Below are 23,732 nucleotides of genomic sequence, written 5' to 3' on the forward strand. Positions count from 1 at the left end.
ATCATAACACTTGTTTATCAAGAAGTGCTGATACCACCAACCCCACAAAACCACATGTGCATAAACCATAGATAAATACTTTCTCTTTTTCATTTTTATACATATAAATTCCCCATAAAAACAAAACTACCATTGATAAACTTGCCAAAACATCCCCGCCTATAAACTCAACAACTCCATACACAACACAAATACCAGATACAAACATAGCAAACATAAAAAACATCAAATACAAACTAGTATGTAAAAACACCATTGCTACCATACATAAAAGCGCGACTATTACCATTTTAGATCCTTTCTTTTTTTAAAATGATACAAATTTCACATGTCAGCTTGTGTCATGACACAACCTGTCATAAAGCTAAAATATAATTTTGTTAACAAAGTTAAATATCTTGACAATGGGGGGGGGGATTTGTATAATTTTTATTTTAATTTTAACGGAGAAAAAATATTATGATGTCTTTAGATGATACTTCTGTAACAAAAAATAATGGTATCGATACAACCTCACATTATAACATCGAACAAACAGTAGATGAATATAAGAGCAAGTGGAATTCATATGAATCTTTTAGATGTATTTTGGTTGAATACATTGATAAATTATTAGATAATGCCATAAAAGAAGGCAAAGTTAAACTTGATAAAAATGCCATAGAAATAAAATCAAGAACAAAAGCAATAGATAGTTTCAAAGGTAAAATTTCAAGAGATGATAAAAAATCAAAATATAAAAACCCTTTAGATGAAGTCACTGATTTAGTTGGGGTAAAAATTTTACTCACTTCTTTAAAAGATGAAAATATCTTATATGAGCTTTTAAAAATAGAACTCAAAGACAATATCGACTGGAAAAATAGCATAGATAAAACACAAGATATCAAAAAAGAAAGAAAATTTGGTTATCTTGGAAGACATTTAGTTATAAGCTATGATGATAAAATGCTAAAGCTAATTGAGGATAAAGATAAATACAATAGCGAGGATTTTACAAATTTCAAAGCAGAAATTCAAATCAAAACTCTTTTACAGCACGTTTGGGCTGAAGTAGAACACAAAGCTAGATACAAAGCAGGCGAAGAACTTGATGATGATAAAAAAAGATATTTTGATCGTTTGGCTGCTTTGATAGAAGTTGCTGATGATTTATTTAAAGATTTGGTAGAAGAAACCGAAAAAATGAATAAAAAATCAAGAAAACGCATCGACAAAGAACAAGATGAAGCAAACGAACAAGATAATATACAAAAAGAACCAAAAGTATTTATCAGCAGTAAAAACATAGCATTTTATTTAGCAAATGAAAAAGTGAAAGAAAAATTTAAAAAACTAAATAAAGAAAATGTTCTTTATGTTTTATATGATGAAGAACCTAGTTTAATCAGTGCAAATTTTATAGAACTTTTAAAAACTATAAATATCTACCACACAAAAGATTTAAATTCATTATTTGATGATGAGAATAAAAAAATACTTTATGAATATGCACAAGAAGTGCTAAATAGAGATAAATCTCCAAGCAGATTACCAAAATTATCCATCATGCAAATTTTAGCTTATGCAAAAGCAAATCAAGAGCAAAAGGAGAAAATAAAAGAAAAAAAATTAATATTTGAAAGAACTTGTCGCATTATAGATAAACTAATAAAGGGAGAAAATAATGAGTGAATTTAACACCTATAGCATTAGCATTAAAGATAAAAATGGTATGGGTTTTGAAGGTGAGTTGATCAATAAAAAAGAAGTTGATCATGCTTTACAAAATCTAAATAAAGAGCTAGAAAAAACTTCAAACGATCTTAAGAAAGCTCAAGAAGAATTAAAAGATTCTAAAGATAAATTGCTTCAATCTCAGATGAATTTAGATACAACTTCAGAAACACTAAAGAAAACTCAAAACGAGTTAGATTCTGAAAAAGAAAAACACACCGCGTGCGAAGTTAGATTAAAAGACAAAACAAATGAGCTAGAAAAAACTCAAAGTGCATTAGAAAAAACTCAAAATGAGTTAAAAGATGAAAAAGATAAAGCCAATAACTTTAAAGATAAATTAAGCAGTGCATTAAATGCATTAGAAAAAACCCAAAATGAATTAAAATCCAAAGAAGAAAAACTTAACGAGTGCGAAACTGGATTAAAAGATAAAACAAATGAGCTAGAAAAAACTCAAAACGAGCTAGATAATATAAAAGAAAATACACATTTTTCTTTATATGAATACTATCAAGCAAATAAAGAAAATTTAAGAGAGTTTAATAGCAATGGTTTTAAAGATCAATGTGAGTTTCTTGTTAAAGCATTAAATTTAGATAGTTTAAAAAATCTTCACTTTATAATCAAAACAAAAACACTGAGAGAAAGCAATGATTTGCAATATTATGTTGATTTTTTTGAGAAACTATATAAAGCCTTAGAAAAATATCATGATAATTTAGAGCGTTTTGAAACAAAAGAAGGTGAAAAATTTGACTTCAATAAACATGATAAAATCCGAGGCAATAGCCAAGGCAAAATCAAAAAGATTTTCTTTATAGGTTTTAGAATATCACATCACATATATAATTCACTTGTTGAAGTAGAATAAATAAATTTAAAAGGAAAAAAATGGAACAAACAAAAAATATCAAAGAAATTATTTTACATAAAGACGATGGCTTACTTCAAGCTATAGAAGGCATTAGAAATGGTGATGAAGTAGAGCTAAAAGAAATACAAAAAATTCTTTTAGAAGTTGATCATCATGCAGTAGGATTGGATGAATATGATTTGGGTTTATTAACAGATATCAATAGAGGTCATTGGGATATTTATAGAAGATCAGAAGAAACTTCTAATACCAAAACAATCAAAATAAAAGATGGAGAGTTAATCGCTAGATCACCTTTACTAGACATCAAAAAAGGTGTAGTTGCTATTGACTTTGGAACCAAAAGCACAGTAGCTGGATTTTTAGATGAAAGATCTCATAAACAACTCATCCGTATAGGAAGTGGCAATAGAAAAGAAGAAAATAAAAACGATTATGAAAATCCAACAATAGTTGAGTTTGTAGATATTGATAGTTTTATGCGAACTTATAATTACTGCAAATCACGCCCTTATACAAAATTTAATGACATCTCAGTCTCTCATGCTGCTTTAAACAATTTAAATGGAGCTAAAGATGAGGATTTTTATAGATTTTTCTCAAATTTAAAACAATGGGCAGGAAGCAGTGAAAATAAATTTCGCATAAAAGACGGTAAAGAAATTATAAAAACACTAAAAGACTTTGTAGAATGTGATGAAAAAGATTTAAATCCTATAGAGATTTATGCTTATTATATAGGAAGATATATTAACAATATGTATAGTGGTATATATTTAGAATACTTGCTTTCTTTTCCTGTTAAATACTCTTTACAAGTTAGAAATAAAATCAAAGAAAGTTTTGAAAGAGGGATCAAAAGATCTATACCTTTTGCTGTTCTTTGTAGCGAAGAATTTAACCAAAGATTTAAAGTTATCTTAAGCGCAAGTGAACCTGCTGCTTATGCAATAAGTGCGCTAAAAGAATATGACTTTGTAAAAAAAGACATGGAAGAACCTGTGCATTATGGTGTGTTTGATTTTGGCGGAGGGACTACTGACTTTGACTTTGGTATTTTAAGAAAAAGCAAAGGTAAAAAATATCCTTATGATATAGAACATTTTGGTGCTGATGGAGATCAATACTTAGGTGGGGAAAATTTACTTGAGTATTTAGTATATGAGATCGTAAAAACAAACAAAGAAGAACTTATAAAAGAAAATATATCTTTTACCAAACCTGCAAATGCTCAAACTTTTGGAGGACATGAAAGTGTTATAAAAGATTCTCAAGAAGCTAGAAAAAACACTTCGGTTCTCAAAGAAGCGCTTAGGCCTTTATGGGAAAATGTAGAAAATTTTAACGATCCTAAAAATATAAATGAGTTAAAATATGGAAGAATGGAAGAGGATGGCGATGGTTTTTACAAAATGAACATGCAGTTAATTAGAAATAATGGTGAAGCACGTGATACAGACGTAATATCTTTAGTGTTTGATCCACAAAAATTACTCTCTATCCTTGAAACAAAAATAAATGAAGGGGTTGATAAATTTTACCAAGCTTTCAAAAAAGCATCTCAAAAAATGGAAGGTTTAAAAACTTTAAATATTTTCTTAGGTGGAAATTCTTCTAGATCAAAACTAGTAAAAGATGCTTTTGAGAAATTAATAAACAAAGCAAAAGAAAATGGAGATGTAACAGAATATAAAATTTTCCCTCCACTTGGAACCCAAGAAGCAGATGAAATGATAAAAGATCTAAAAGGCGAAGAAGCTTTAGAGCAAGATCTATCTAAAAAGGTAACTTGCAAAACAGGGGTTGTTTTTGGCTTGCTTGATGGTAGAAAAAGAGGAAATTTCAACATTATTTCAGAAGTAGGTGTTGATGATGAGGCTAAGTTTAACTACTATATTGGTAAAGATGATGGTGAGGGAAAATTTGAAATGATCATCGATAAAGACAGCATAGATGTAAATAGTGGGGAATTAAAACAATTATTTGATTATGCTGATATTGATGAATTTGAAATTTATTACACTAAAGACTCAAGAGCTAGTACAAACAAACTTCCTCTTAGTGAAGCAAGCATGACAACCTTGCGTCTTGATAAAGAATACGCAGAAGATGATGCAATATGCATAAAAATAACAGGCCCTGACACTATAAAACATTGTGTTTGTAAAGAGGGAAAATCTATAAAAGAATTTGATGAAACGAAATTAAAATAAGAGATAAAATGGAACAAGCAAAAATTATTGACATGCGCCAACGCATTAGTGAATTTGCAAGCACTGTAAATAGTGCTTGCGTAATTAGTGGATCTATTTTAACTCTTGCTGAAAAATTTTTAGGCGATAAATATCCGCATTTAAAAACCGCATCAATCATCATAAGTATAATAGGACAAATCACAGGATTGTTTAATAAAGATGATAATGTCGAAGATCTTGGTGCAGCCATGAGACAAAGCGATAAGAAACCTGAAGATTTTGATAGTATTAATGCTTATATTGATTATCTTAAGAGTGAGATTAAAGCAGGAAATATTAATCTTAATGAAGAAAAAACAGATATACAAAAAGCCGTTGATACAGCTTTAGGTTCAGGTTTAACCATAAAAGCTTTAGATGAAAAATACTCTTTAAAAACAAGTGCTGAATTTTGGAATTTCACTGCGAAAAAAGTGGATGAAGGCAAGCTTGATGCAACAGATGTTAATTCTTTATTAAAAACTGCAAGTGAGAAAAAGATTGATGTTAATGATGTGGCAAATTATGTAGATGATAAAAAGCTTGAAAGTGGAGCAAGTAAAAGTGAAATTTCTGCTTTTATAAAAGAAAGTTTTAAAGAAGCTAATCCAAGTTTAAGTGATGATGATGTTACAAGCAAATTTAATACACTTGTAAGAAAAGATTAAAAATAAAAATTCAAAACAAAGGAGACAAAATGGGATTTTGGGATACTGTATGTAGTATAGGTAGTGCAATAGTAAGTGGAATAAGTAGTGCATGCAAAGCTATAGGTGGGGCTATTATGGATGGAATTGGAAAGCTAGCTGGAGCTATACTTCCTCATATTGGAACCTTATCAAGCTTTTTAAACATAATAGGACAAATCACAGGATTGTTTAATAAAGATGATAATGTCGAAGATCTTGGTGCAGCCATGAGACAAAGCGATAAGAAACCTGAAGATTTTGATAGTATTAATGCTTATATTGATTATCTTAAGAGTGAGATTAAAGCAGGAAATATTAATCTTAATGAAGAAAAAACAGATATACAAAAAGCCGTTGATACAGCTTTAGGTTCAGGTTTAACCATAAAAGCTTTAGATGAAAAATACTCTTTAAAAACAAGTGCTGAATTTTGGAATTTCACTGCGAAAAAAGTGGATGAAGGCAAGCTTGATGCAACAGATGTTAATTCTTTATTAAAAACTGCAAGTGAGAAAAAGATTGATGTTAATGATGTGGCAAATTATGTAGATGATAAAAAGCTTGAAAGTGGAGCAAGTAAAAGTGAAATTTCTGCTTTTATAAAAGAAAGTTTTAAAGAAGCTAATCCAAGTTTAAGTGATGATGATGTTACAAGCAAATTTAATACACTTGTAAGAAAAGATTAAAAATAAAAATTCAAAACAAAGGAGACAAAATGGGATTTTGGGATACTGTAATAAGTGGTTTCCATCCCTTTGCTGTCAATATCGAAACTATCAATATTGAAAAAACATACATAGAAAGGAATGCTAAAATACGCATTCCTTTAAACCAGCAAACATACACTTTTAAAGAAGATTATACTCTATATAATGAAAAAGATTTTTTTGATTTTAATAAAAATTTAACGACTAATACAAATCTTAAAACAATAAGCAAAGCTAAAAAAATTCAAATTAAAAAATTTGTCACTCAACTTGAAAAGTTGAAACAAAACAAGGAAAAGAATGATTAGAAATTTATTTTTGATAGACAATGAAAAAATAGCAGTGTTTAGATATAGAAACGAAAACATAGAATCTATAAAAAAAGAAGGTGAAGTTTTTTTTACCGTAGATGAGGATTTTTGGATTTGGTGGGAAAAGACGGTTGAATATATCAAAGATGATGAACTTGATCTATGTTTTGTATGGAATAAAAAAAATGAGTTGATTTTTAATCATTCTTTTTTTGTTGAAAATTTAGAAGATACTATATGGAATATAAGCATAGTAAAAAAGATACTAAATAAATACATACCACATTCTAAGCTTATCAATAAGCAAGAAACGCATATACAAAATTCATTTTATACTAATGTTTCTTTGCAAGATAAAGTTTCAAAAGATGTTTGTATAGAAGGGGCTTTAAAACAAGAAACAAAAGCACAAAAATATTTTAGAGAGCTAATGGAAAAAGAAGCACAAGAAAGGAAAAACAAATGAAAAAAACTATAGAAACTATTACACTTCATACAAATAATTTATATTTAAATCATAAAACAAACATCACTACACTTAAAACAGATGAACTAGATATAAGCGATGTGGCTTTATATAAAGTAGATAGCATTACCTTTAAAAAAGATGCGCCAAAAAGACAAGCTTTAGAAAATGTTTTAAGCACTCTTAGAATAGAAGGTGTTAATTTTATATATTTAATTTTGGGCAATGATGAGGGTATTGAGTTTTATTATGGTATTAGTAGAGATTATTCTAAATCATCGCCAAGTTTAAATATACAAGAAATAGGAGAATTTTTACTATGTCCTAGCATAAAAGGAAATTTTAGAGGTAGTAAAGTAGAAGTTGTCACAGGAGAATCTAAAAGAAAACTTTTAGACAAAATTACAAATAATCAATACCAAAGTATCATAGAAGGTGTTCCTGGTATTTTAGAAAACAAAGATGAATTCCAAGGGGTAGATAGACTTGCAGATACTATGGGGATAAATTCTGAATTTGGCTTTATGATCATAGCTTCTTTGGTGGATGATAAAACTATAGCAGATATTGAAAAAAATATATTTGATATTTATGATATGCTAAGTCCTATGGCAAAACAAAGCAAGCAAGAATCACAAAGTAAAAATTTTGGTACTAATGAAAGTAAAAGCATAGGTACCAATGAGAGTAAAAATACAGGCACTAGTGAAAGCAAAACCACGGGTACTAATGAAAGCAAAAGCATAGGTACTAATGAGAGTACAAACACAGGAACAAATGAAGGTGAAAGTAGAAGTGAAGCGACAAATTCTGGAGAAAGTAAGCAAAGTGGAACTAGCGAAAGTAAAACCTTTGGAACTTCTAGCGGATCTAGCGATAATGGAAGCAGTTATTCTACAAACAAAGGAAGTTCTGAATCTAAATGCACAACTACAAATAGTAATATAACAATCACTGGTGGAAAAAGTCAAACTATATCAAAAAACATTGGAAATAGTGAAAGCAAAACCACAGGTACTAATGAAAGCAAAACCACAGGTACTAATGAAAGCAAAACCACAGGTACTAATGAAAGCAAAACCACAGGTACTAATGAAAGCAAAACCACAGGTACTAGCGAAGGAACTACAGAATCTATAACAACCACCACAGAATCAACCAACAAACAAATGCAAGATTGGGTAAAATACATAGATGAAATTTTACTACCTAGAATAGACTATGGCAAAGGAAAAGGACTTTTTACAAGCTCTATGTTTTGCTTTGCAAATTCAAAGGCTGTTTTACAAAAACTTGAAAATACCATTATATCTTTATTTAGCGGAGAAAGTGGAAACAAACTTCCACTTAGAGCGTTTTTACTAGATAATGGCAAAAGACTTCATGCTTTTAGAAATTTACAACTACCAAAAATACAAATGAATCAAGATGATGAAAAAATTTCATCATTATTTTCTCAAAGCTCGCATTCTCTTGGAAATTTAATAAGCTCTAAAGAGCTAAGTTTAATCGCAGATTTACCGAAAAAAGAGGTGGTAGGTTTAGAACTTAATGAGGAAGTTGAATTTGGATTAAACTATAAACAATTTTCTCAAGAAAATTCTTTAGTTCTTGGAAAATTAATACAAAGTGGTAATATTACAAACAAAGAAGTAAGTATAAACAAATTTGAGCTTGATAAACATATATTTATCACAGGTGTAACAGGAAGTGGAAAAACAACAACTTGTCAAAATATACTCATCAACTCAAACAAACCATTTTTAGTAATAGAACCTGCTAAAACAGAATATAGAATTTTAAAAAACATTTATGATGACTTACTTATCTTCACACTAGGAAATGATACATTATCACCTTTTAGACTAAATCCTTTTGAATTTTTTCCTCATGAGAGCATTACTTCAAGAGTAGATATGATAAAAGCTAGCATAGAAGCTGCATTTGACATGGAAGCTGCTATACCTCAAATCATAGAAAGTGCAATATATGAGTGCTATAAAGACAAAGGCTGGAATATATCTACCAATAAAAATGAAATTTATGAAGAAAGTGCCTTTGATGAAGGAGTTTATTCTTTTCCGACCTTGCAAGATTTAATCGAAAAAATAGAAGATGTGGTAAAAACTCAAGGTTTTGATGAGAGATTAAAAAATGATTATATAGGTTCTATTAAAGCTAGATTAAATGGGCTTTTAGTTGGATCAAAAGGCTTTATGTTAAATACTAAAAGATCAATAGATTTTAGAAAATTGCTTGATAAAAAAGTAGTGTTTGAGCTTGAAGAGATTAGAAATGGTAATGAAAAATCTTTAGTAATGGGATTTATACTTACTAATTTTGTAGAGGCCATCAAAGTAAATTTCAAAACTAGCCAAAATAAACATGGCTTAAAACACATACTTTTAATAGAAGAAGCACATAGATTATTAAGTAAGTATGAAGCGGGAGATAGTTTAAATAAAAAACAAGGTGTTGAAGTATTTACTGACATGCTTGCTGAGATTAGAAAATATGGCGAATGCTTAATGATAGCTGATCAAATTCCAAACAAGCTCACCCCAGAAGTATTAAAAAACACAAACACAAAAATCGTTCATAGAATTTTTGCTACAGATGATAAAAAAGCTATCGCAAATACCATGGCTTTAGAAGATGAGCAAGCAGAATTTTTAAGCAAACTAGATATAGGAACAGCTATTGTCTTTTCAGGTGGATTTTCTAAAGCAGTAGCTGTAAAAATCAACCAAAGCTCAAATACAACTTCAAATGAATTGATAAATGAAGAAATAATCCAACACAATATTTACAATTTCTATGCTAAAAACTATAAAGATGGTGTTATACTTGGCTCAGCTTGGCTAGAAAATGCAGATATTAAAACGATAGAGAATCTGTTAAACCTTCAAAGAAGAAATATAATGAAAGCTTTAAAAGATCACTACGACAAAAAGCAAAAAATTGCGCCAAAAATTTTAGAAAATTTAAAACCTATTGCTCAAATTTTTGATCTTACTTTCTTAGCAAGATTTTTTATACTTGAAAACAATCTTAACGAGAGCAAGCTTAATATAGCTTATGATTTCTTGCATAAATATCTAAATAACTCTATAGAAAATAAAGATGTAGAGCATTTTAAAAATAATTTATTTTAATACTTTAAAATGACACAACCTGTCATAAAGCTAAAATATAATTCCTTTTGTAAATCAAAACAAAAGGAGTTATTTATGGGAAAATTAGGTTTTATTTTAGGTGGAGTTGCTTTAGCTGCAACTGGATATGGATTAAAAAAATGGTATGACAAAACCAAAGAAGAAAATGCATACTGGACTGATGATCCAAAAGACATAGCATGTGAAATGCTTGGGCAAGCTACTGAAAAAGTTTATAATGTAGTTGATGTGGTGGATGATAAATTTTTCAACGAGCCTTTGGTTGTTTCAGATTTATTTGGCGGAAAAGAAGCCATAGAAAACAACCCAGAACTCAAAGAAAAATACGAACAAACATGTGCTAGCATAAAAGAGATTTTTGAAAACGCAAATCCGAGTGAAATAAAAGAGCAAAAAATGGATAATTTTTAACAGCTTACAAAACAAAAAAGGAAATTAATGATACGTCCTATGCCATTTAAAAAAGTATGTAAAAAATGCGGGTATTCTAAAGTAATAGTTCCAAAATCTGATGTTATGTCTTTTAGTGGTGAAATTTTTTCTTGTCCAAAATGTAAAGAACCTCTCCAAAGAAAAAATGCAAACGCCTTAGAAATGGCATTTAGCACCATACTAAGTGCTTTTAAAAGATAATGTCTTAACTTACGACATAACCTGTCATAAAGCTAAAATATAATTCCTTTTGTAAATCAAAACAAAAGGAGTTATTTATGGCGGTTGTAATTGGCATTATAGTTATGATAGCTACTACTATATGGGCTATTGCCTGCGGAGCTTTTTGGGCTTTACTTATATTTGTTTTATATTGTGTTATTTTGCCAAGTTTATTTTTAATAGAAAAATACGGAATTACAAATGTAGCGGTGTCTTATGCGCTAATTTTAGCAGGTATAATGGTGCTTGCAAGGATCATTAAAAGCAATAAAACTTAAGCAAATTTAGATACAATAAAAAATAAATTCAAAATTGAAAGGGAAAAGATGAGTAATCAAGAAATTGATTTAAATAAAATAGCTGAAAGTTTAGACTTCAAAAAAATAGAAGAAGTCTTGAAAACAATTACCAAAGAGGCAAAAAACGATATAGGAAATAAATTAAATCTTTTTATTGTAGGAAAATCAGGCGTTGGAAAAAGCACTCTCATAAATACTATTTTTGGAGAAGATGTAGCAAAAACAGGTAGTGGTAAGCCTGTGACGCAAGAAATAGAATCTTACACTAAAGATAACTTAACTATTTACGATACAAAAGGATTAGAATTAAAAGGTAATGAGATAGAAGAGATTAAAGAATTCTTAGACAATCAAAAACGAAAAAATGCTGAGGATCAAATTCATATAGTATGGTTTTGCATAAGTGAGTCTGGCAGAAGAATTGAAGATGCAGAGATTGAACTTTATAATATTTGCAAAGAATTAGATATTCCAACTATGATAATCATAACAAAAGCAACACAAGATAAAGATGTTAATGGTGAAAAATTTTCTGATAAAATAAAAGAAACATTTAAAATAGATGATAATTTTATACAAAGAATCGTTGCTATAGAAACTGAAGATGATGATGGTAATACTATAAAACCTAAAAATATAGATAATTTAATCAATAAAACCTATATCATATTACCCGAAGCACAAAAAAAAGCTTTTGCTAGAAAGCAAAAATACGATAAAGATGTAAGAAAAAAACAACTAAAAGAAGACACTGATCTGTTAGTTGGTAGGTATTCAAAAGCGGCGGCGGCAGTGGCGGCTACACCTATGCCTTTTTCTGATTTTGCTTTGTTACTTCCTACTCAAATTGCAATGATCTTGCATATTAGCAAGACTTATAATCTTGAATTAAACATGGAAAATGCTGAAAAAATAGCAATTGGATTGTGCTCTGTATGTGCTGCTGGATATGGATTAAAACTGGCTGTTGGAGGTCTTTTAAAATTTATCCCAGCAATAGGAACTGTAGCAGGAGCTGCCTTTAATAGCACTGTTGCTTTTTGTGGCACAAATGTAATGGGGACTGTTTATGGTGCTTATCTGGATGATAATTTTGATAACATCCTTGATAAATGTTTTAACTTTGAAGATGTTGTAGATGCGATAAAGTTAAAATATAATGAATCAGACATAGAAAATATCAAAAAACAAATCAGTGCTACCGAGAAATAATATTTACATAAACTAGAGTAAAAATACTCTAGTTTTAATATTTTAAAAGAAAGTCATACCATGCTAAACAAACTACCTCAACTTTTTTCATTGCTTTTTAGTTATAAATCAAACATCTTTAACATCATCTCAAAGCCAAAGCAAGCTTATACTTACACTAAGTTTGCTTTAGAGTTAAAAGAGCTTTATGAAAAAGAAAATGACAAAACAGAAGCCGCTTTTATCATCCTAGATAGAGTGCTTAAATTTAAAAAAGAAAATCCTGATGATTTTAATGATTTTTTAAAGCTTATTCAAGAGCTTTTAACTACCTATGAAAATGATCCAAAAACAATCAAACAAAACATCAAAGATTTGCTAAAATAAACAAAAATAAAAAAGGTTGTATATGGAAAAAGACAAGCTTTCTACGCGTTTAGTTTCTATACTGCAGTGTTTAAACAATGGCGAGCGTTTTAGCTTAGAAGAGCTTGCACAAGAATTTAATGTCAGTATTCGCACCATACAAAGAGACTTGCATGAACGCCTTGCTTTTATCCCTATAAAAAAAGAAAGTGGAAAATACTTTTTAGAAGGCTATGTTTTAGGAAAATTAAGCTTTAAAGATATACAAAATTTTGCTATTTTAAGCGGTATAGGTAGACTTTATCCTAGTTTAGATAAAGAGTTTTTAAACGACTTGCTTAATGAAAAAATCAATAAAGCCTTTTTAGTCAAAACCCAAAGCTATGAAACACTTGATAGAGAAATTTTTGAAGAACTAAGCGCAGCTATCATAGCAAAACACTCCATTAGCTTTTACTACAAAGAAAAACACAGAAAAGCTAATCCATACAAACTCATCAATATTGACCACATATGGTATCTTTTAGCAGATGAAAACAATACTTTAAAAACCTTTACTTTTTCTAAAATCACACAACTAAGAGTGGAAAAAAAAGAAATTTTTACCCCAAAAGAAGAGTTTTTAAAACAAATTCAAAAAGATCAAAGCAACTGGATTAGCAAAGAAAATAAAGAAGCTATTTTAAAACTTGATAAAAAAGCTAAAGAATATTTCTTAAGAAAAAATGCCCTTACTAAATACGAATTTATAGATGAGGATGAGAATTTTATTTATATCAAGGCATTTTATACTTATGATGATGAACTTTTAAATTTGATAAGATATTGGATACCATATATTAAAATAAACAGACCTATTACTTTAAAAGAAAAGCTTTTTGAGCAATTAAATACATACATGCAAGATTAGCGTTTTTTTAATACATAAAGTTGTTCTTGTATATGCATAGAGCGTTTAGAAAGGTTTCTACTAGCTCTAAAGGCATTATACTTTTGCTCAAGTACAAAGCATTCTCCAAGACTTTGAAGTCTTTTTGTGAAATTTTCTTTTTTTACAAAACCCTCACAATTATAAGAAAGCAATACAATCTTAGCTTTTAAATCATTTATCAAATCAAACAAAGCATCTTCAGCTTTTTTTTCTTTGTTAAAAGCACTGCGGTTCCAGTCTTTTGGTATGCCAGAAACCTTTGAAATTTCCTTTGGCTTTTTATAATTAGCAATTAAATTTAACATAAAATAATTTGATCCATAAGGATGTTGATTATAAGGTGGGTCTAAATACGCTACATCAAAGCTATCAAGCTCTTTAGCTAAAATATTTGCATCTTTTTGAAAAACCTCATACTCACAAGTAAAATTTGAAAAAATAGGCATTTTTAAAGCTATATCGCCTTTTATACGACTAAGTGCATTTGCTCCATTTCCTCCAAATTTTCCCACTCCATTTTTATCTTTATAAAAGCCTTTAAAAACTCCACTTGTATTTGCATGCACACTTGCTTCATAGATAAGAGGTGCGATGAAGTATTTTTGTATATTACTTGGCAGGTTTGAAATTTTTTCTCGCATAGAGTCTAAATACATAGCGTTTTTAAGCGTATAAAAAACTCTTTCATTCTTTTGGATATACTCATCATCATTTGGTGCATAAAGCTTGCTTATAAAGCCTTTTTTGAGTTTTAAATCAGAAGTTAAAAAAGCGTAATGTTTTTGCAATTCTTGTAAAAATTGTGCGTTTTGATTACTCAAATAACATTCATTGATTATTTTAGAATAATCTTCCAAATCATTTGCCATGATAAGACTCGCATAAGGCCTCACAAAACGCGAAACTACCCCAGAGCCACTAAATACATCACAAAAACTAAATTTGTCTTTTTTAAGCTCATTTTGTGCGAATTTAAAGCCTTGATTTAAAAACTCAAGCAAGGATCTTTTATTGCCAAGATAAGTTATGATTTGTTCTTTTAAAAAATGTGGATTTTCTTCTAGCATAAGTTTAAAATACAAGCCTTAAAAAGGCTTGTGATTATTTTTTCTTTTTAGGAGTTACTAGCATATTTACATAGCGTCCTTCAAGTAAAGGCTCTTTATCTCTATCTGCTATATCTTCAACCATTTGCCAAATTTTTTCAAGCAAAGCTACCCCTGCTTCAGGAGAGCCCATCTCACGACCTTTTAAAAACACTCTAAATTTCACATGCTTGCCTTGCTCTAAAAACTCGCTTGCATGTTTGACTTTATAATTAATGTCATTTTGAGCGATTTTCACAGAAAGTTTGATTTCTTTTATATCAATAACTTTTTGTTTTTTCTTTGCTTCTTTTTGTTTCTTTTCTTGTTGATAACGGAATTTTCCATAATCCATTATCTTACATACAGGTGGTTTGGCTTCAGGGGCTATCATCACCAAATCAAGCCCTAGTCTATTTGCTATATCTAGCGCTTCATCACTACTAATAATGCCATAAACCTTGCCATCATCACCTATACATCTGATCTCATCTGCTTGAATTTCTTCATTTAGCAATACTTCTTTTTCTTTACTCAAAAGCGTACCTCACTTAATTTCTCCTTTGTTAGGGTTATAAATTCATCTAAAGTCATTGTTTTTTGCTCTTTTGCTCTTCTATCTCTTAAAGCCACACTTTTATTTGCTACTTCTTCATCACCTAAAACAAGTATCATAGGTACATGTGCTTTTTCAGCGGTGCGGATTTTTTTATTTAAGCTTTCATTTTTATTATACACTTCACTATCAATGCCAAGTTCTAAAAGTTTTCTTGCTATTTCTTTTGCATACTCATGATGATTTTGTGAAATAGGCACTATAGCTACTTGAGTTGGTGCTATGAAAAATGGTAACTCACCTGCACAATGCTCTACTAAAATTCCTATAAATCTTTCAAAAGAACCCAAAATAGCACGGTGAAGCATTACAGGTTGTTTTTTCTCATTATCTGCGTCTGTGTATTCGAGTTTAAAACGGCTTGGTAAGTTAAAATCTACTTGTATAGTTCCACACTGCCATTTTCTTTTTAGCGCATCAGTGATTTTGATATCGATTTTTGGACCATAGAAAGCTCCACCGCCCTCATCAATGCCATAATTCAAACCTTGCTCATCTAAAGCTTCTTTTAAAGCCTTTGTAGCTATATCCCAAATTTCATCATCACCTATTGCTTTTGCTGGGCGTGTTGAAATTTCCATTTCATAATCAAACTCAAAAGCCTTCATCAAAGTATCAACAAAACTTAAAATTTCTAAAACTTGTTCTTTTATCTGACTTGGCATACAAAAAATATGCGCATCATCTTGAGTGAATTCTCTTACCCTAAAAAGCCCGTGTAAAACTCCACTTTTTTCATGGCGGTGTACCACACCGTATTCAAAAAATTTCAAAGGTAAATCACGATAACTTCTAACATCACTTTGATAAATTTTAATATGCCCTACACAATTCATCGGCTTAATGCCATATTCTTGCTCATCAATTTGCGTAAAATACATATTTTCTTTATAGTTTGCATAATGCCCACTAATTTTCCACGCATCAGCTTTTAAAAGCTCAGGTCCACGCACAGGCTCATAACCTCTTAATCTATGTGCTTTATATAATAAATGTTCTAATTTACTTCTTAATTTTGCACCATTGCTAAGCCATATAGGAAGTCCACCGCCTATTTCATCATCAAAGGCAAAAAGCTTCATTTCATTACCAAGTTTTCTATGATCTCTTTTTTTAGCTTCTTCAATGATTTTTAAGTATTCATTTAAACTTTCTTTATCTGCAAAGGCAGTACCATAAATTCTTGTGAGCATTTCCCTTTTTTCATCACCACCCAAATACGCTCCCGCTACACGAGTAAGCTTGAAAAATCTTAAATATCTAGTATTTGGCACATGAGGTCCACGGCATAAATCTTCAAATTCGCCTTGCTTATAAATACTTACTTTTCCATCAGGAATTCTTAGTAAAACTTCTTGTTTTAAATCATCATTAGCAAATTTTTCTTTAACCTCAGTCTTTGAAAGTTCATATTTTGTGATGTCTAGCTTTGCTTCTGCTAGTTCTTTCATTTTCTTTTCGATTTTGCTTAAGTCTTCTTCTGAAATCTTACTATCAACCCTAAAATCATAATAAAACCCATCTTCTATCACAGGCCCTACGAAAAATTTAGCCTCTGGATATAAACTTTTAATCGCTTGAGCCATTAAATGCGCACAAGAGTGGCGGATAACTTCTAAACTTTCTTTAGAGTTATCAAAATAAATCGGAGTTAAATTTGTGTCATTGTTAAAGCTTTGAGTATCTATCAAAGTTTCATTATTTGCATATGCAATTATATCTTTTGTCATTTCTACCCTTAACACTCACTAACCTTGTGAGCTTAAATTAAAATATAAGACTAATTTTAGCTATGAAAAACTTAAACTTTTTTTAAATAAAGGATATTTTTATATTTCAAACACCCGTTCTTGATATATCTAAAGCACCACTCATAAAAAGGTATAAAAATACAAAACCTAAAATTATCCTATAAATTCCAAAAGGTATGAAGTTTATCTTGCTAATTAATTTTAAAAATATTTTAATTACTACAAAAGCCACTATAAAAGCTGTTACAAAACCTATGGCTAAAGGAATGAAATTATTCATATTGCTTAGAACTTGTGGTTCTTTATAAATGCTATAAGCTGTTGCTATAATCATAGTAGGAATTGCAAGTAAAAATGAAAATTCAGAAGCCACTTTGCGATCAAGCCCAAGCAATAAGCCACCTATGATACTTGCTCCACTTCTTGAAGTACCTGGTATAATAGCAAGAGCTTGGGTTAAACCTATCAAAAAAGCTTGCTTATAACTTACCTCATCTAAAGAGTGGATTGTGTAGTCTTTTTTTCTATGTTTAAGTTCTATAATGATAAAAATAATCCCACCAATGATTAACATAGTAGCCACGGTATAGCCATTAAATATCTCTTTTAAAAACTTATATGCTATAAAACCAACCCCACCTGCAGGCAAAAAGCCCACAGCAAGTTTTAACCAAATATCAAGTTTTTGAGTTAGTTTTTCTTTGAAAATAAAAATCACCGCTAGTATAGAACCAAGCTGAATGATGATGAAAAAACTTCTCCAAAAATCATCTATATTTAAACCCAAAATTTCAGCACCTAAAATCATATGCCCTGTAGATGAAACAGGTAAAAATTCTGTCAGGCCCTCAATGATTCCTAAAATCAAAGCATAATAATAATCTAAATTCATTTTTTAAGTACTCTTCTTGCAAAAATTAGCATAATCGCTACAAAAACTACAAAACCTATAATCCCATCGTCTTTAAATGAAGTTGCAATAGCAAGTGGATCTTCAGCCCCACCTCTGCTAATAGAAAGCACAGTTAAACCAGCTATTAACACTCCAAATAAACTCTCACCCACTATCAAACCAGAGGCAAATAAGGTTCCTTTTTGCTCATGCTCTTGAATAAGTTCTTTTTTATGAGCATTTTTAGCATATCTTTGTTCCAAACGTTTTTTGATTAAATACGCTAATAAGCCACCTACAAATAAAGGCATATTAACAGCAGGTGGTAAATATATACCTATACCCACAGCTAAAGGTGGCAAAGACATATTTTTCTTTCTTAATAAACGATCGACGATGATTATACCAACGCCCACAAAAGCTCCCGCTATAATATAACTCCAATCGATATTAGCGTTAAAAATGCCTTGAGCTATAGTACTCATTAAATTTGCTTGCGGTGCAGCAAGCGCATTTGCTTCATCCATTCCTTCTCTTGGCATTGCACCCACAAAACCATAAGCTTGGTATAATAAATTTAACACAGGAGCGATAGCCAAAGCTCCAAATACGCAACCTATAATCAAAGAAACTTGCTGTTTCCAAGGAGTTGCACCCACTAAATAGCCAGTCTTTAAATCTTGTAAATTATCATTAGAAATAGCAGCAGTTGCCAAAATAACACTAGTAGTAAATATAGCAAAAGCAATAGCAAATTTAGACATTAAAGGATCACTAAATAAATCTACTTGATAACCCAAAAGTAAAATAATCAAAGAAGAAATCATAATCCCAATTAGTCCTATACCCGAAATAGGAGAAGATGATGAACCCACTAAACCTGCCATATATCCACAAGCAGAAGCTACAAAAAAGCCTATAAAAATAGCTACTAAAGTTCCTACTAAAGCAAAAAGAATTTGATAGCCACTTGCTAAATTTGAATCAGCCACAAAAGCATAAAATGAAATAAATAAGCCTATACACATAAGCACAAATAAACCTAGCATAGCTTTTAAAGATAAATCCATATCTTTAGGATCTTGTGAGAGGTTTAATGAGGTTTTTTTGAGCATATTTTTCATACCATCATATACAGGCTTTGCAAGTTCTATTAAAGTCCATAATGCTGCCATGGCAATAGCTCCTGTGCCTATTAAGCGTACTTTTTGAGCCCAAATTTGATTAGCTATATCAAGCGCACTTAAGCTTACATCAAAACTTTCTTTAGCAGAAAAATATGGCACAAAAACCATCCAAGCAAGCACCATACCCACAAGCAATGCAACACCTCCAGCTATACCTACTAAGTATCCAGCACCCAAAAGCGCCACTGAATAGCCCATAGAAAATCCAAAAGTCATTTTTTGCCAAATAAATGCAAAACTACTTCCACTTGAAAGTAGTTTAAAGCCGCTTGAAAAAAGGCTTACAATAGAAGCTAATACTACACCAAGTGTGATTTCTTTTAAGCCCACCTTTCCTTTTTTATCAGCTTGATCTTTATTGGCCACTTTTAAAATTTCAGCAGCAGCCCTTCCTTCAGGATAAGCCAATTTACTCTCTACTACCATAGCTCTACGCAAAGGTATAGTAAAAAGCACGCCTAATCCACCTCCGCAAAGACAGAGCATAAAGGTAAGCCAAAGTGGAAATTCAAACCAATACCCACATATAAAAAGACCTGGTATAACAAAAATCACAGCCGAGAGCGTACCTGCAGCTGAAACTTGAGTTTGAACCATATTATTTTCTAAAATATTAGAATCTTTAAAGATTTTTAAAACAGCCATTGCAATTACAACAGCAGGAATAGAAGTAGAAAAAGTAAGACCAACTTTAAGCCCCAAATATACATTTGAGGCAGTAAAAATAATCGTTAAAATACTTCCTAGTATTATACCCCTAAGCGTAAGCTCCGGTAGTGAGTTTTTTACATGCATTTTGTTTCTCCATTTTTATTGACAACCTTCACATTCTATAGTTCTATCAACCACATCATCATTTACTTTTTGACTATCAGGGCTTTCGCTTCTTAGATAGTAAGTTGATTTAACACCTAATTCCCAAGCAAGTTGATAAATTTCATTTAAATATCCACCGCTTGCTTTATCTAAAGAAACAAAGATATTTAATGATTGACCTTGATCAATCCATTTACCACGAATCGCTGCTGCTTTTACTAAGATTTTTTGATCAAGCTCATAAGCAGGAGTATAATACTGCCAAGTATTAGCGCTTAAATTTGGCACCACAGTTGGTATCATACCACTTAAGTTTTGTTCAAACCATTTTCTTTTATACACAGGCTCAATTGTTTGAGTAGTACCCACTAAAATCGAGATAGAAGAAGTTGGTGCTATAGCCATTAAATAACCATTTCTTATACCATCTCTTTTTAGTTTTTCTCTTAATTTTTCCCAATCACACTCGCTTTGATCAAACAAACCTTCACTTGCGGTAAGTTTTTTAGCATTTTCATTTGCCACATCAATTGGTACTATACCTTTACTCCAATTTGATCCTTCAAAGTCAGGATAGTTTCCTTTTTCTAAAGCTAAATTTGAGCTAGCTAAAATAGCCTCATAGCTAATCATCTCCATAATACGATCAATTTTTTCAAAATGCTCATTAGAACCCCAATAAATTTGAGCTTCAGCCAGCATTTGCGCTTCACCCATTACACCAAGTCCTATAGCACGTGATTTTAAGTTGGTATTTTTAACCTTTACATGGGGATAAAAATTCAAATCAATCACATTATCAAGCATTCTTATTGCCGTTGGCACTACTCTTTGGATGTCTTCTTTGGTGTTGATTTTACTTAAGTTTATACTTGCAAGATTACAAACTGCGGTTTTTCCTTCGTTTTTATATTTTTCTACTATATAGACTTTTTTACCATTAATACTATCTAAAGTAGAAACTTTCTTAGCAAGCTTTTTATACCCTCCATCTATTGCAAGCTCTTCATCCTCGTCTAAATGAAGCTCTGTTTTATCATCAAATACGATTTTAATTTGATAATAGTTTGGATCTGTATTTTGAAAAATTTCTGTACATAAATTTGAACTTCTTATAATTCCTGCGTGGGAATTTGGATTTGTTTTGTTTGCACTATCTTTAAAACATAAAAATGGCATACCTGTTTCAAAATAAGATAAAAGTATTTTTTTCCAAAGCTCTTTTGCATCTATAATTTCTTTAGCTATGCTTTCATCTTTTTCAAATTCTTCGTATTTTTTTTCAAATTCTTCACCATATAAATCACATAAACTTGCAGTATCAGCAGGATCAAAAAGCGTCCATTTACCATTTGTCCTTACTCTTTTCATAAATAAATCATTAATCCACAAAGCAGGGAAAAGTTCATGCGCTCTTCTTCTTTCTTCGCCAGAATTTTTACGCAAATCTAAAAAGTCATTAATATCCATATGCCAAGGTTCGATATATACAGCAATCGCCCCTTTTCTAGTACCAAGTTGATCAACAGCAACGGCTATGTCATTAGTGATTTTTAAAAATGGTATGATCCCGCCTGCTGCGTTTTTATGCCCATCTATACTTCCACCCATAGCACGCACCTTAGACCAATCCCAGCCTATACCACCACCAAATTTAGATAAGAGTGCCATTTCTTGATAGGAATCAAAAATCCCTTCTATATTATCAGGTGTGCTTCCTATATAACATGAGCTTAATTGGTGTCTTGTAGTTCTTGCATTTGAAAGGGTTGGAGTTGCAAGCATTACTTCAAAAGTTGAGATCAAATCATAAAATTTTTTAGCCCAAGTTTGAGAATCTAATTCATTTTGTGCTAAAAACATCGCAATAGCCATAAACATTTGTTGTGGTAATTCTATAGGCATACCTTTAGAATCTTTAATCAAATACCTATCATACAAAGTTTTTATACCAAGATAAGTAAACTGCAAATCACGCTCTGGCTTGATATAAGCATTAAGATCATCTAAATCATATTTTTCTTTTAGGCCGATTAAAATCCTACCTTCTTTTTCGCCTTTTTCAAGGTATTCTCTTAAATGCTTATACCCATTATAACCACTTACTTTTTTATATAAATCATACAAAAACAATCTTGCAGCAACAAAGGTCCAATTAGGTCTATCAATATCTATTTTATCTACTGCTGTTTTTATAAGAGTTTGTTGGATTTCTTCTGTTGTTATACCATCACGAAATTGAATTTTTGCATCTACTTCAAGCTCACTTTGACTTACATTTTCTAAATTTGCCACCGCGTCGGTAGTATATTTTTTAATCTTAGAAACATCTAACTCTTCAGTTCTTCCATTTCTTTTTAATACTTTCACTCACAACCCCTAGTTTATTATTTAAAAGTTCTTTCAAAAATTTTATCTACATTTTTAGTATAGTAGTTATAATCGAAGCAATTTCTAATATCTGCTTCACTTAAAGAATTTTTCAAATCCTCATCAGCTAATAAAGCTAATAAAAACAAACTCTCGCCTTTTTCATTTAAAGCAGGCTTACCATTTTGCAAATCAGCCCAAACTTTCATAGCATTTCTTTGAACTATCTTATACGCTTCTTCTCTGCTTATACCTTTAAATGGAAGCTCAAGCAATACTCTTTGAGAGAATACAAGCCCTCCAGTTAAATTTAAATTTTTCATCATATTTTCTGGATATACCAAAAGCTTTTCTACCACACCGCATAATCTTGAAAGCATAAAATCAGTCGTGATAAAAGCATCAGGTAATACAAATCTTTCTACACTAGAATGTGATATATCTCTTTCATGCCACAATGCTACATTTTCTAAAGCAGGTGTTACATAAGCTCTTATCATCCTGCAAAGACCGGTAATATTTTCACTCAAAACAGGATTTCTTTTATGAGGCATAGCTGAACTTCCTTTTTGTCCTTGAGAAAAATATTCTTCAGCTTCATATACTTCTGTTCTTTGAAAATGGCGGATAGCAACAGCAATTTGCTCACAACTTGAAGCTAAAATAGCTAAAGCCGAGATAACTTGTGCGTAACGATCTCTTTGTATAACTTGGTTTGAAACTGGTGCTGGTTTAAGATCTAAATTTTTACAAACTTCTTCTTCAAATTCAAGTGGAGCATGAGCAAAATTTCCCATAGCGCCGCTGATTTTTCCATAGCCAATCACTTCTTTTGCATGAATAATTAAATCTTTTGCATGAACTAGCGAATCATACCAAATAGCCAAAACTAAACCAAAAGTTATAGGCTCTCCATGAATTCCATGACTTCTTCCTACCATTAAGGTATTTTTATGCTCATATGCTCTTGTTTTAATCGCTGCTAAAACTTGATCTAAATCTTGCAAGATTAATTCTAAACTATCTTTAATCTGCAAAGCAACTGCAGTATCAATACAATCTGAACTTGTCATTGCATAATGTACAAAACGACTTTCCTCGCCTAAGCTTTCACTTACACTAGTTAAAAAAGCGATAACATCATGTTTGGTAGTTTTTTCTATTTCATCTATTCTTGCTATATCAAATTTTGCATTTTTTATAATTTTTTCACAATCATCGTCTTTAATAAGACCAAGTTTATTCCATGCTTTCACAGCAGCTAATTCTACTTTTAGCCATGCATCATATTTTGCTTGCATGTCCCATTTTTTAGCCATGATTTCTCTACTATATCTTTCAACCATTTTCAAGACCTTTTTTTATATAATTTTTTATGAAAAAATAGCTTGAATTTTA

22 protein-coding genes are annotated in these 23,732 nt (G+C 30.7%); 14 read left to right on the top strand and 8 right to left on the bottom strand.

Annotated features, from left to right (window positions below):
• Nucleotide 1: 1 nt before the first annotated feature.
• Nucleotides 2-289 (bottom strand): hypothetical protein, encoded by a 288-nt coding sequence (locus L8V85_RS02600; RefSeq protein ID WP_263737412.1) that lies wholly within the window; start codon nucleotides 287-289, stop codon nucleotides 2-4.
• 170 nt (nucleotides 290-459) lie between these two features.
• On the opposite strand from L8V85_RS02600, the gene L8V85_RS02605 reads away from it, so the two are divergent.
• The 14 genes from L8V85_RS02605 to L8V85_RS02670 all read left to right on the top strand — a co-directional run bounded on the left by L8V85_RS02605 (nucleotide 460) and on the right by L8V85_RS02670 (nucleotide 13,596).
• Nucleotides 460-1,674 carry a GTP pyrophosphokinase family protein gene (locus L8V85_RS02605; RefSeq protein WP_263737413.1) on the top strand — a complete coding sequence of 405 codons (1,215 nt, stop codon included), beginning with the start codon at nucleotides 460-462 and terminating at the stop codon, nucleotides 1,672-1,674.
• Nucleotides 1,667-2,590, top strand: a complete 924-nt coding sequence (locus tag L8V85_RS02610; RefSeq protein WP_263737414.1) for a coiled-coil domain-containing protein — start codon at nucleotides 1,667-1,669, stop codon at nucleotides 2,588-2,590. The genes L8V85_RS02605 and L8V85_RS02610 overlap by 8 nt, the downstream gene beginning before the upstream one ends.
• A gap of 20 nt (nucleotides 2,591-2,610) precedes the next feature.
• Nucleotides 2,611-4,806: a hypothetical protein gene (locus L8V85_RS02615; RefSeq protein ID WP_263737415.1), complete on the top strand. Its 2,196-nt coding sequence runs from the start codon at nucleotides 2,611-2,613 to the stop codon at nucleotides 4,804-4,806.
• Between the two features lie 8 nt (nucleotides 4,807-4,814).
• On the top strand, nucleotides 4,815-5,495 hold the full coding sequence (locus L8V85_RS02620; RefSeq protein ID WP_263737416.1) for a hypothetical protein: 681 nt from the start codon (nucleotides 4,815-4,817) through the stop codon (nucleotides 5,493-5,495).
• Nucleotides 5,496-5,524: 29 nt separating this feature from the next.
• On the top strand, nucleotides 5,525-6,202 hold the full coding sequence (locus L8V85_RS02625; RefSeq protein WP_263737417.1) for a hypothetical protein: 678 nt from the start codon (nucleotides 5,525-5,527) through the stop codon (nucleotides 6,200-6,202).
• Between the two features lie 29 nt (nucleotides 6,203-6,231).
• Nucleotides 6,232-6,531 carry a hypothetical protein gene (locus L8V85_RS02630; protein ID WP_263737418.1) on the top strand — a complete coding sequence of 100 codons (300 nt, stop codon included), beginning with the start codon at nucleotides 6,232-6,234 and terminating at the stop codon, nucleotides 6,529-6,531.
• The gene (locus L8V85_RS02635) at nucleotides 6,524-7,000 is read left to right on the top strand and encodes a hypothetical protein (RefSeq protein WP_263737419.1); all 477 of its coding nucleotides are present in this window, start codon (nucleotides 6,524-6,526) and stop codon (nucleotides 6,998-7,000) included. Before L8V85_RS02630 ends, L8V85_RS02635 begins: the two co-directional genes overlap by 8 nt.
• Entirely contained in the window at nucleotides 6,997-10,155 is a 3,159-nt protein-coding gene (locus L8V85_RS02640; RefSeq protein WP_263737420.1) for an ATP-binding protein, read from the top strand. The genes L8V85_RS02635 and L8V85_RS02640 overlap by 4 nt, the downstream gene beginning before the upstream one ends.
• A gap of 75 nt (nucleotides 10,156-10,230) precedes the next feature.
• Nucleotides 10,231-10,587 (top strand): hypothetical protein, encoded by a 357-nt coding sequence (locus L8V85_RS02645; protein ID WP_263661871.1) that lies wholly within the window; start codon nucleotides 10,231-10,233, stop codon nucleotides 10,585-10,587.
• A 27-nt stretch (nucleotides 10,588-10,614) separates the two neighbouring features.
• Nucleotides 10,615-10,809, top strand: a complete 195-nt coding sequence (locus tag L8V85_RS02650) for a hypothetical protein (RefSeq protein ID WP_263671534.1) — start codon at nucleotides 10,615-10,617, stop codon at nucleotides 10,807-10,809.
• A 77-nt stretch (nucleotides 10,810-10,886) separates the two neighbouring features.
• On the top strand, nucleotides 10,887-11,108 hold the full coding sequence (locus L8V85_RS02655) for a hypothetical protein (protein WP_263737421.1): 222 nt from the start codon (nucleotides 10,887-10,889) through the stop codon (nucleotides 11,106-11,108).
• Between the two features lie 48 nt (nucleotides 11,109-11,156).
• Nucleotides 11,157-12,341 carry a YcjF family protein gene (locus L8V85_RS02660; protein WP_263737422.1) on the top strand — a complete coding sequence of 395 codons (1,185 nt, stop codon included), beginning with the start codon at nucleotides 11,157-11,159 and terminating at the stop codon, nucleotides 12,339-12,341.
• A gap of 60 nt (nucleotides 12,342-12,401) precedes the next feature.
• The gene (locus L8V85_RS02665) at nucleotides 12,402-12,707 is read left to right on the top strand and encodes a hypothetical protein (protein ID WP_220568683.1); all 306 of its coding nucleotides are present in this window, start codon (nucleotides 12,402-12,404) and stop codon (nucleotides 12,705-12,707) included.
• Nucleotides 12,708-12,729: 22 nt separating this feature from the next.
• Nucleotides 12,730-13,596, top strand: coding sequence for a helix-turn-helix transcriptional regulator (locus L8V85_RS02670; RefSeq protein ID WP_263737423.1), 867 nt, complete (start codon nucleotides 12,730-12,732; stop codon nucleotides 13,594-13,596).
• Here the strand turns inward: L8V85_RS02670 and L8V85_RS02675 are convergent.
• From L8V85_RS02675 to purB, 7 genes are all read right to left on the bottom strand, one after another.
• Complete coding sequence (locus L8V85_RS02675) at nucleotides 13,593-14,684, bottom strand: DNA adenine methylase (RefSeq protein ID WP_263737424.1); 1,092 nt, start codon at nucleotides 14,682-14,684, stop codon at nucleotides 13,593-13,595. The two genes, L8V85_RS02670 and L8V85_RS02675, sit on opposite strands and share 4 nt — an antisense overlap.
• A 34-nt stretch (nucleotides 14,685-14,718) precedes the next feature.
• Nucleotides 14,719-15,240, bottom strand: coding sequence for a translation initiation factor IF-3 (gene infC, locus L8V85_RS02680; RefSeq protein WP_039617082.1), 522 nt, complete (start codon nucleotides 15,238-15,240; stop codon nucleotides 14,719-14,721).
• Nucleotides 15,237-17,048, bottom strand: a complete 1,812-nt coding sequence (thrS, locus tag L8V85_RS02685) for a threonine--tRNA ligase (RefSeq protein WP_263737425.1) — start codon at nucleotides 17,046-17,048, stop codon at nucleotides 15,237-15,239. Before thrS ends, infC begins: the two co-directional genes overlap by 4 nt.
• 106 nt (nucleotides 17,049-17,154) lie before the next feature.
• On the bottom strand, nucleotides 17,155-17,961 hold the full coding sequence (locus L8V85_RS02690) for an undecaprenyl-diphosphate phosphatase (RefSeq protein ID WP_258107749.1): 807 nt from the start codon (nucleotides 17,959-17,961) through the stop codon (nucleotides 17,155-17,157).
• Nucleotides 17,958-19,943: an OPT family oligopeptide transporter gene (locus L8V85_RS02695; RefSeq protein WP_263737426.1), complete on the bottom strand. Its 1,986-nt coding sequence runs from the start codon at nucleotides 19,941-19,943 to the stop codon at nucleotides 17,958-17,960. The genes L8V85_RS02690 and L8V85_RS02695 overlap by 4 nt, the downstream gene beginning before the upstream one ends.
• A gap of 15 nt (nucleotides 19,944-19,958) precedes the next feature.
• Nucleotides 19,959-22,334, bottom strand: coding sequence for a ribonucleoside-diphosphate reductase subunit alpha (locus L8V85_RS02700; RefSeq protein ID WP_263737427.1), 2,376 nt, complete (start codon nucleotides 22,332-22,334; stop codon nucleotides 19,959-19,961).
• A gap of 17 nt (nucleotides 22,335-22,351) precedes the next feature.
• Nucleotides 22,352-23,680: an adenylosuccinate lyase gene (gene purB, locus L8V85_RS02705; RefSeq protein WP_263737428.1), complete on the bottom strand. Its 1,329-nt coding sequence runs from the start codon at nucleotides 23,678-23,680 to the stop codon at nucleotides 22,352-22,354.
• Nucleotides 23,681-23,732: the final 52 nt, after the last annotated feature.

It is taken from the genome of Campylobacter sp. IFREMER_LSEM_CL2090, assembly GCF_025771865.1.
In the GTDB taxonomy this organism is placed as follows: Bacteria; Campylobacterota; Campylobacteria; order Campylobacterales; family Campylobacteraceae; genus Campylobacter_D; species Campylobacter_D lari_D.

Coding starts and splice junctions, on each gene's coding strand:
- L8V85_RS02600 (WP_263737412.1), bottom strand. CDS start 289: ATGGTAATAGTCGCGCTTTTATGTATGGTAGCAATGGTGTTTTTACAT.
- L8V85_RS02605 (WP_263737413.1), top strand. CDS start 460: ATGATGTCTTTAGATGATACTTCTGTAACAAAAAATAATGGTATCGAT.
- L8V85_RS02610 (WP_263737414.1), top strand. CDS start 1,667: ATGAGTGAATTTAACACCTATAGCATTAGCATTAAAGATAAAAATGGT.
- L8V85_RS02615 (WP_263737415.1), top strand. CDS start 2,611: ATGGAACAAACAAAAAATATCAAAGAAATTATTTTACATAAAGACGAT.
- L8V85_RS02620 (WP_263737416.1), top strand. CDS start 4,815: ATGGAACAAGCAAAAATTATTGACATGCGCCAACGCATTAGTGAATTT.
- L8V85_RS02625 (WP_263737417.1), top strand. CDS start 5,525: ATGGGATTTTGGGATACTGTATGTAGTATAGGTAGTGCAATAGTAAGT.
- L8V85_RS02630 (WP_263737418.1), top strand. CDS start 6,232: ATGGGATTTTGGGATACTGTAATAAGTGGTTTCCATCCCTTTGCTGTC.
- L8V85_RS02635 (WP_263737419.1), top strand. CDS start 6,524: ATGATTAGAAATTTATTTTTGATAGACAATGAAAAAATAGCAGTGTTT.
- L8V85_RS02640 (WP_263737420.1), top strand. CDS start 6,997: ATGAAAAAAACTATAGAAACTATTACACTTCATACAAATAATTTATAT.
- L8V85_RS02645 (WP_263661871.1), top strand. CDS start 10,231: ATGGGAAAATTAGGTTTTATTTTAGGTGGAGTTGCTTTAGCTGCAACT.
- L8V85_RS02650 (WP_263671534.1), top strand. CDS start 10,615: ATGATACGTCCTATGCCATTTAAAAAAGTATGTAAAAAATGCGGGTAT.
- L8V85_RS02655 (WP_263737421.1), top strand. CDS start 10,887: ATGGCGGTTGTAATTGGCATTATAGTTATGATAGCTACTACTATATGG.
- L8V85_RS02660 (WP_263737422.1), top strand. CDS start 11,157: ATGAGTAATCAAGAAATTGATTTAAATAAAATAGCTGAAAGTTTAGAC.
- L8V85_RS02665 (WP_220568683.1), top strand. CDS start 12,402: ATGCTAAACAAACTACCTCAACTTTTTTCATTGCTTTTTAGTTATAAA.
- L8V85_RS02670 (WP_263737423.1), top strand. CDS start 12,730: ATGGAAAAAGACAAGCTTTCTACGCGTTTAGTTTCTATACTGCAGTGT.
- L8V85_RS02675 (WP_263737424.1), bottom strand. CDS start 14,684: ATGCTAGAAGAAAATCCACATTTTTTAAAAGAACAAATCATAACTTAT.
- thrS (WP_263737425.1), bottom strand. CDS start 17,048: ATGACAAAAGATATAATTGCATATGCAAATAATGAAACTTTGATAGAT.
- L8V85_RS02690 (WP_258107749.1), bottom strand. CDS start 17,961: ATGAATTTAGATTATTATTATGCTTTGATTTTAGGAATCATTGAGGGC.
- L8V85_RS02695 (WP_263737426.1), bottom strand. CDS start 19,943: ATGCATGTAAAAAACTCACTACCGGAGCTTACGCTTAGGGGTATAATA.
- purB (WP_263737428.1), bottom strand. CDS start 23,680: ATGGTTGAAAGATATAGTAGAGAAATCATGGCTAAAAAATGGGACATG.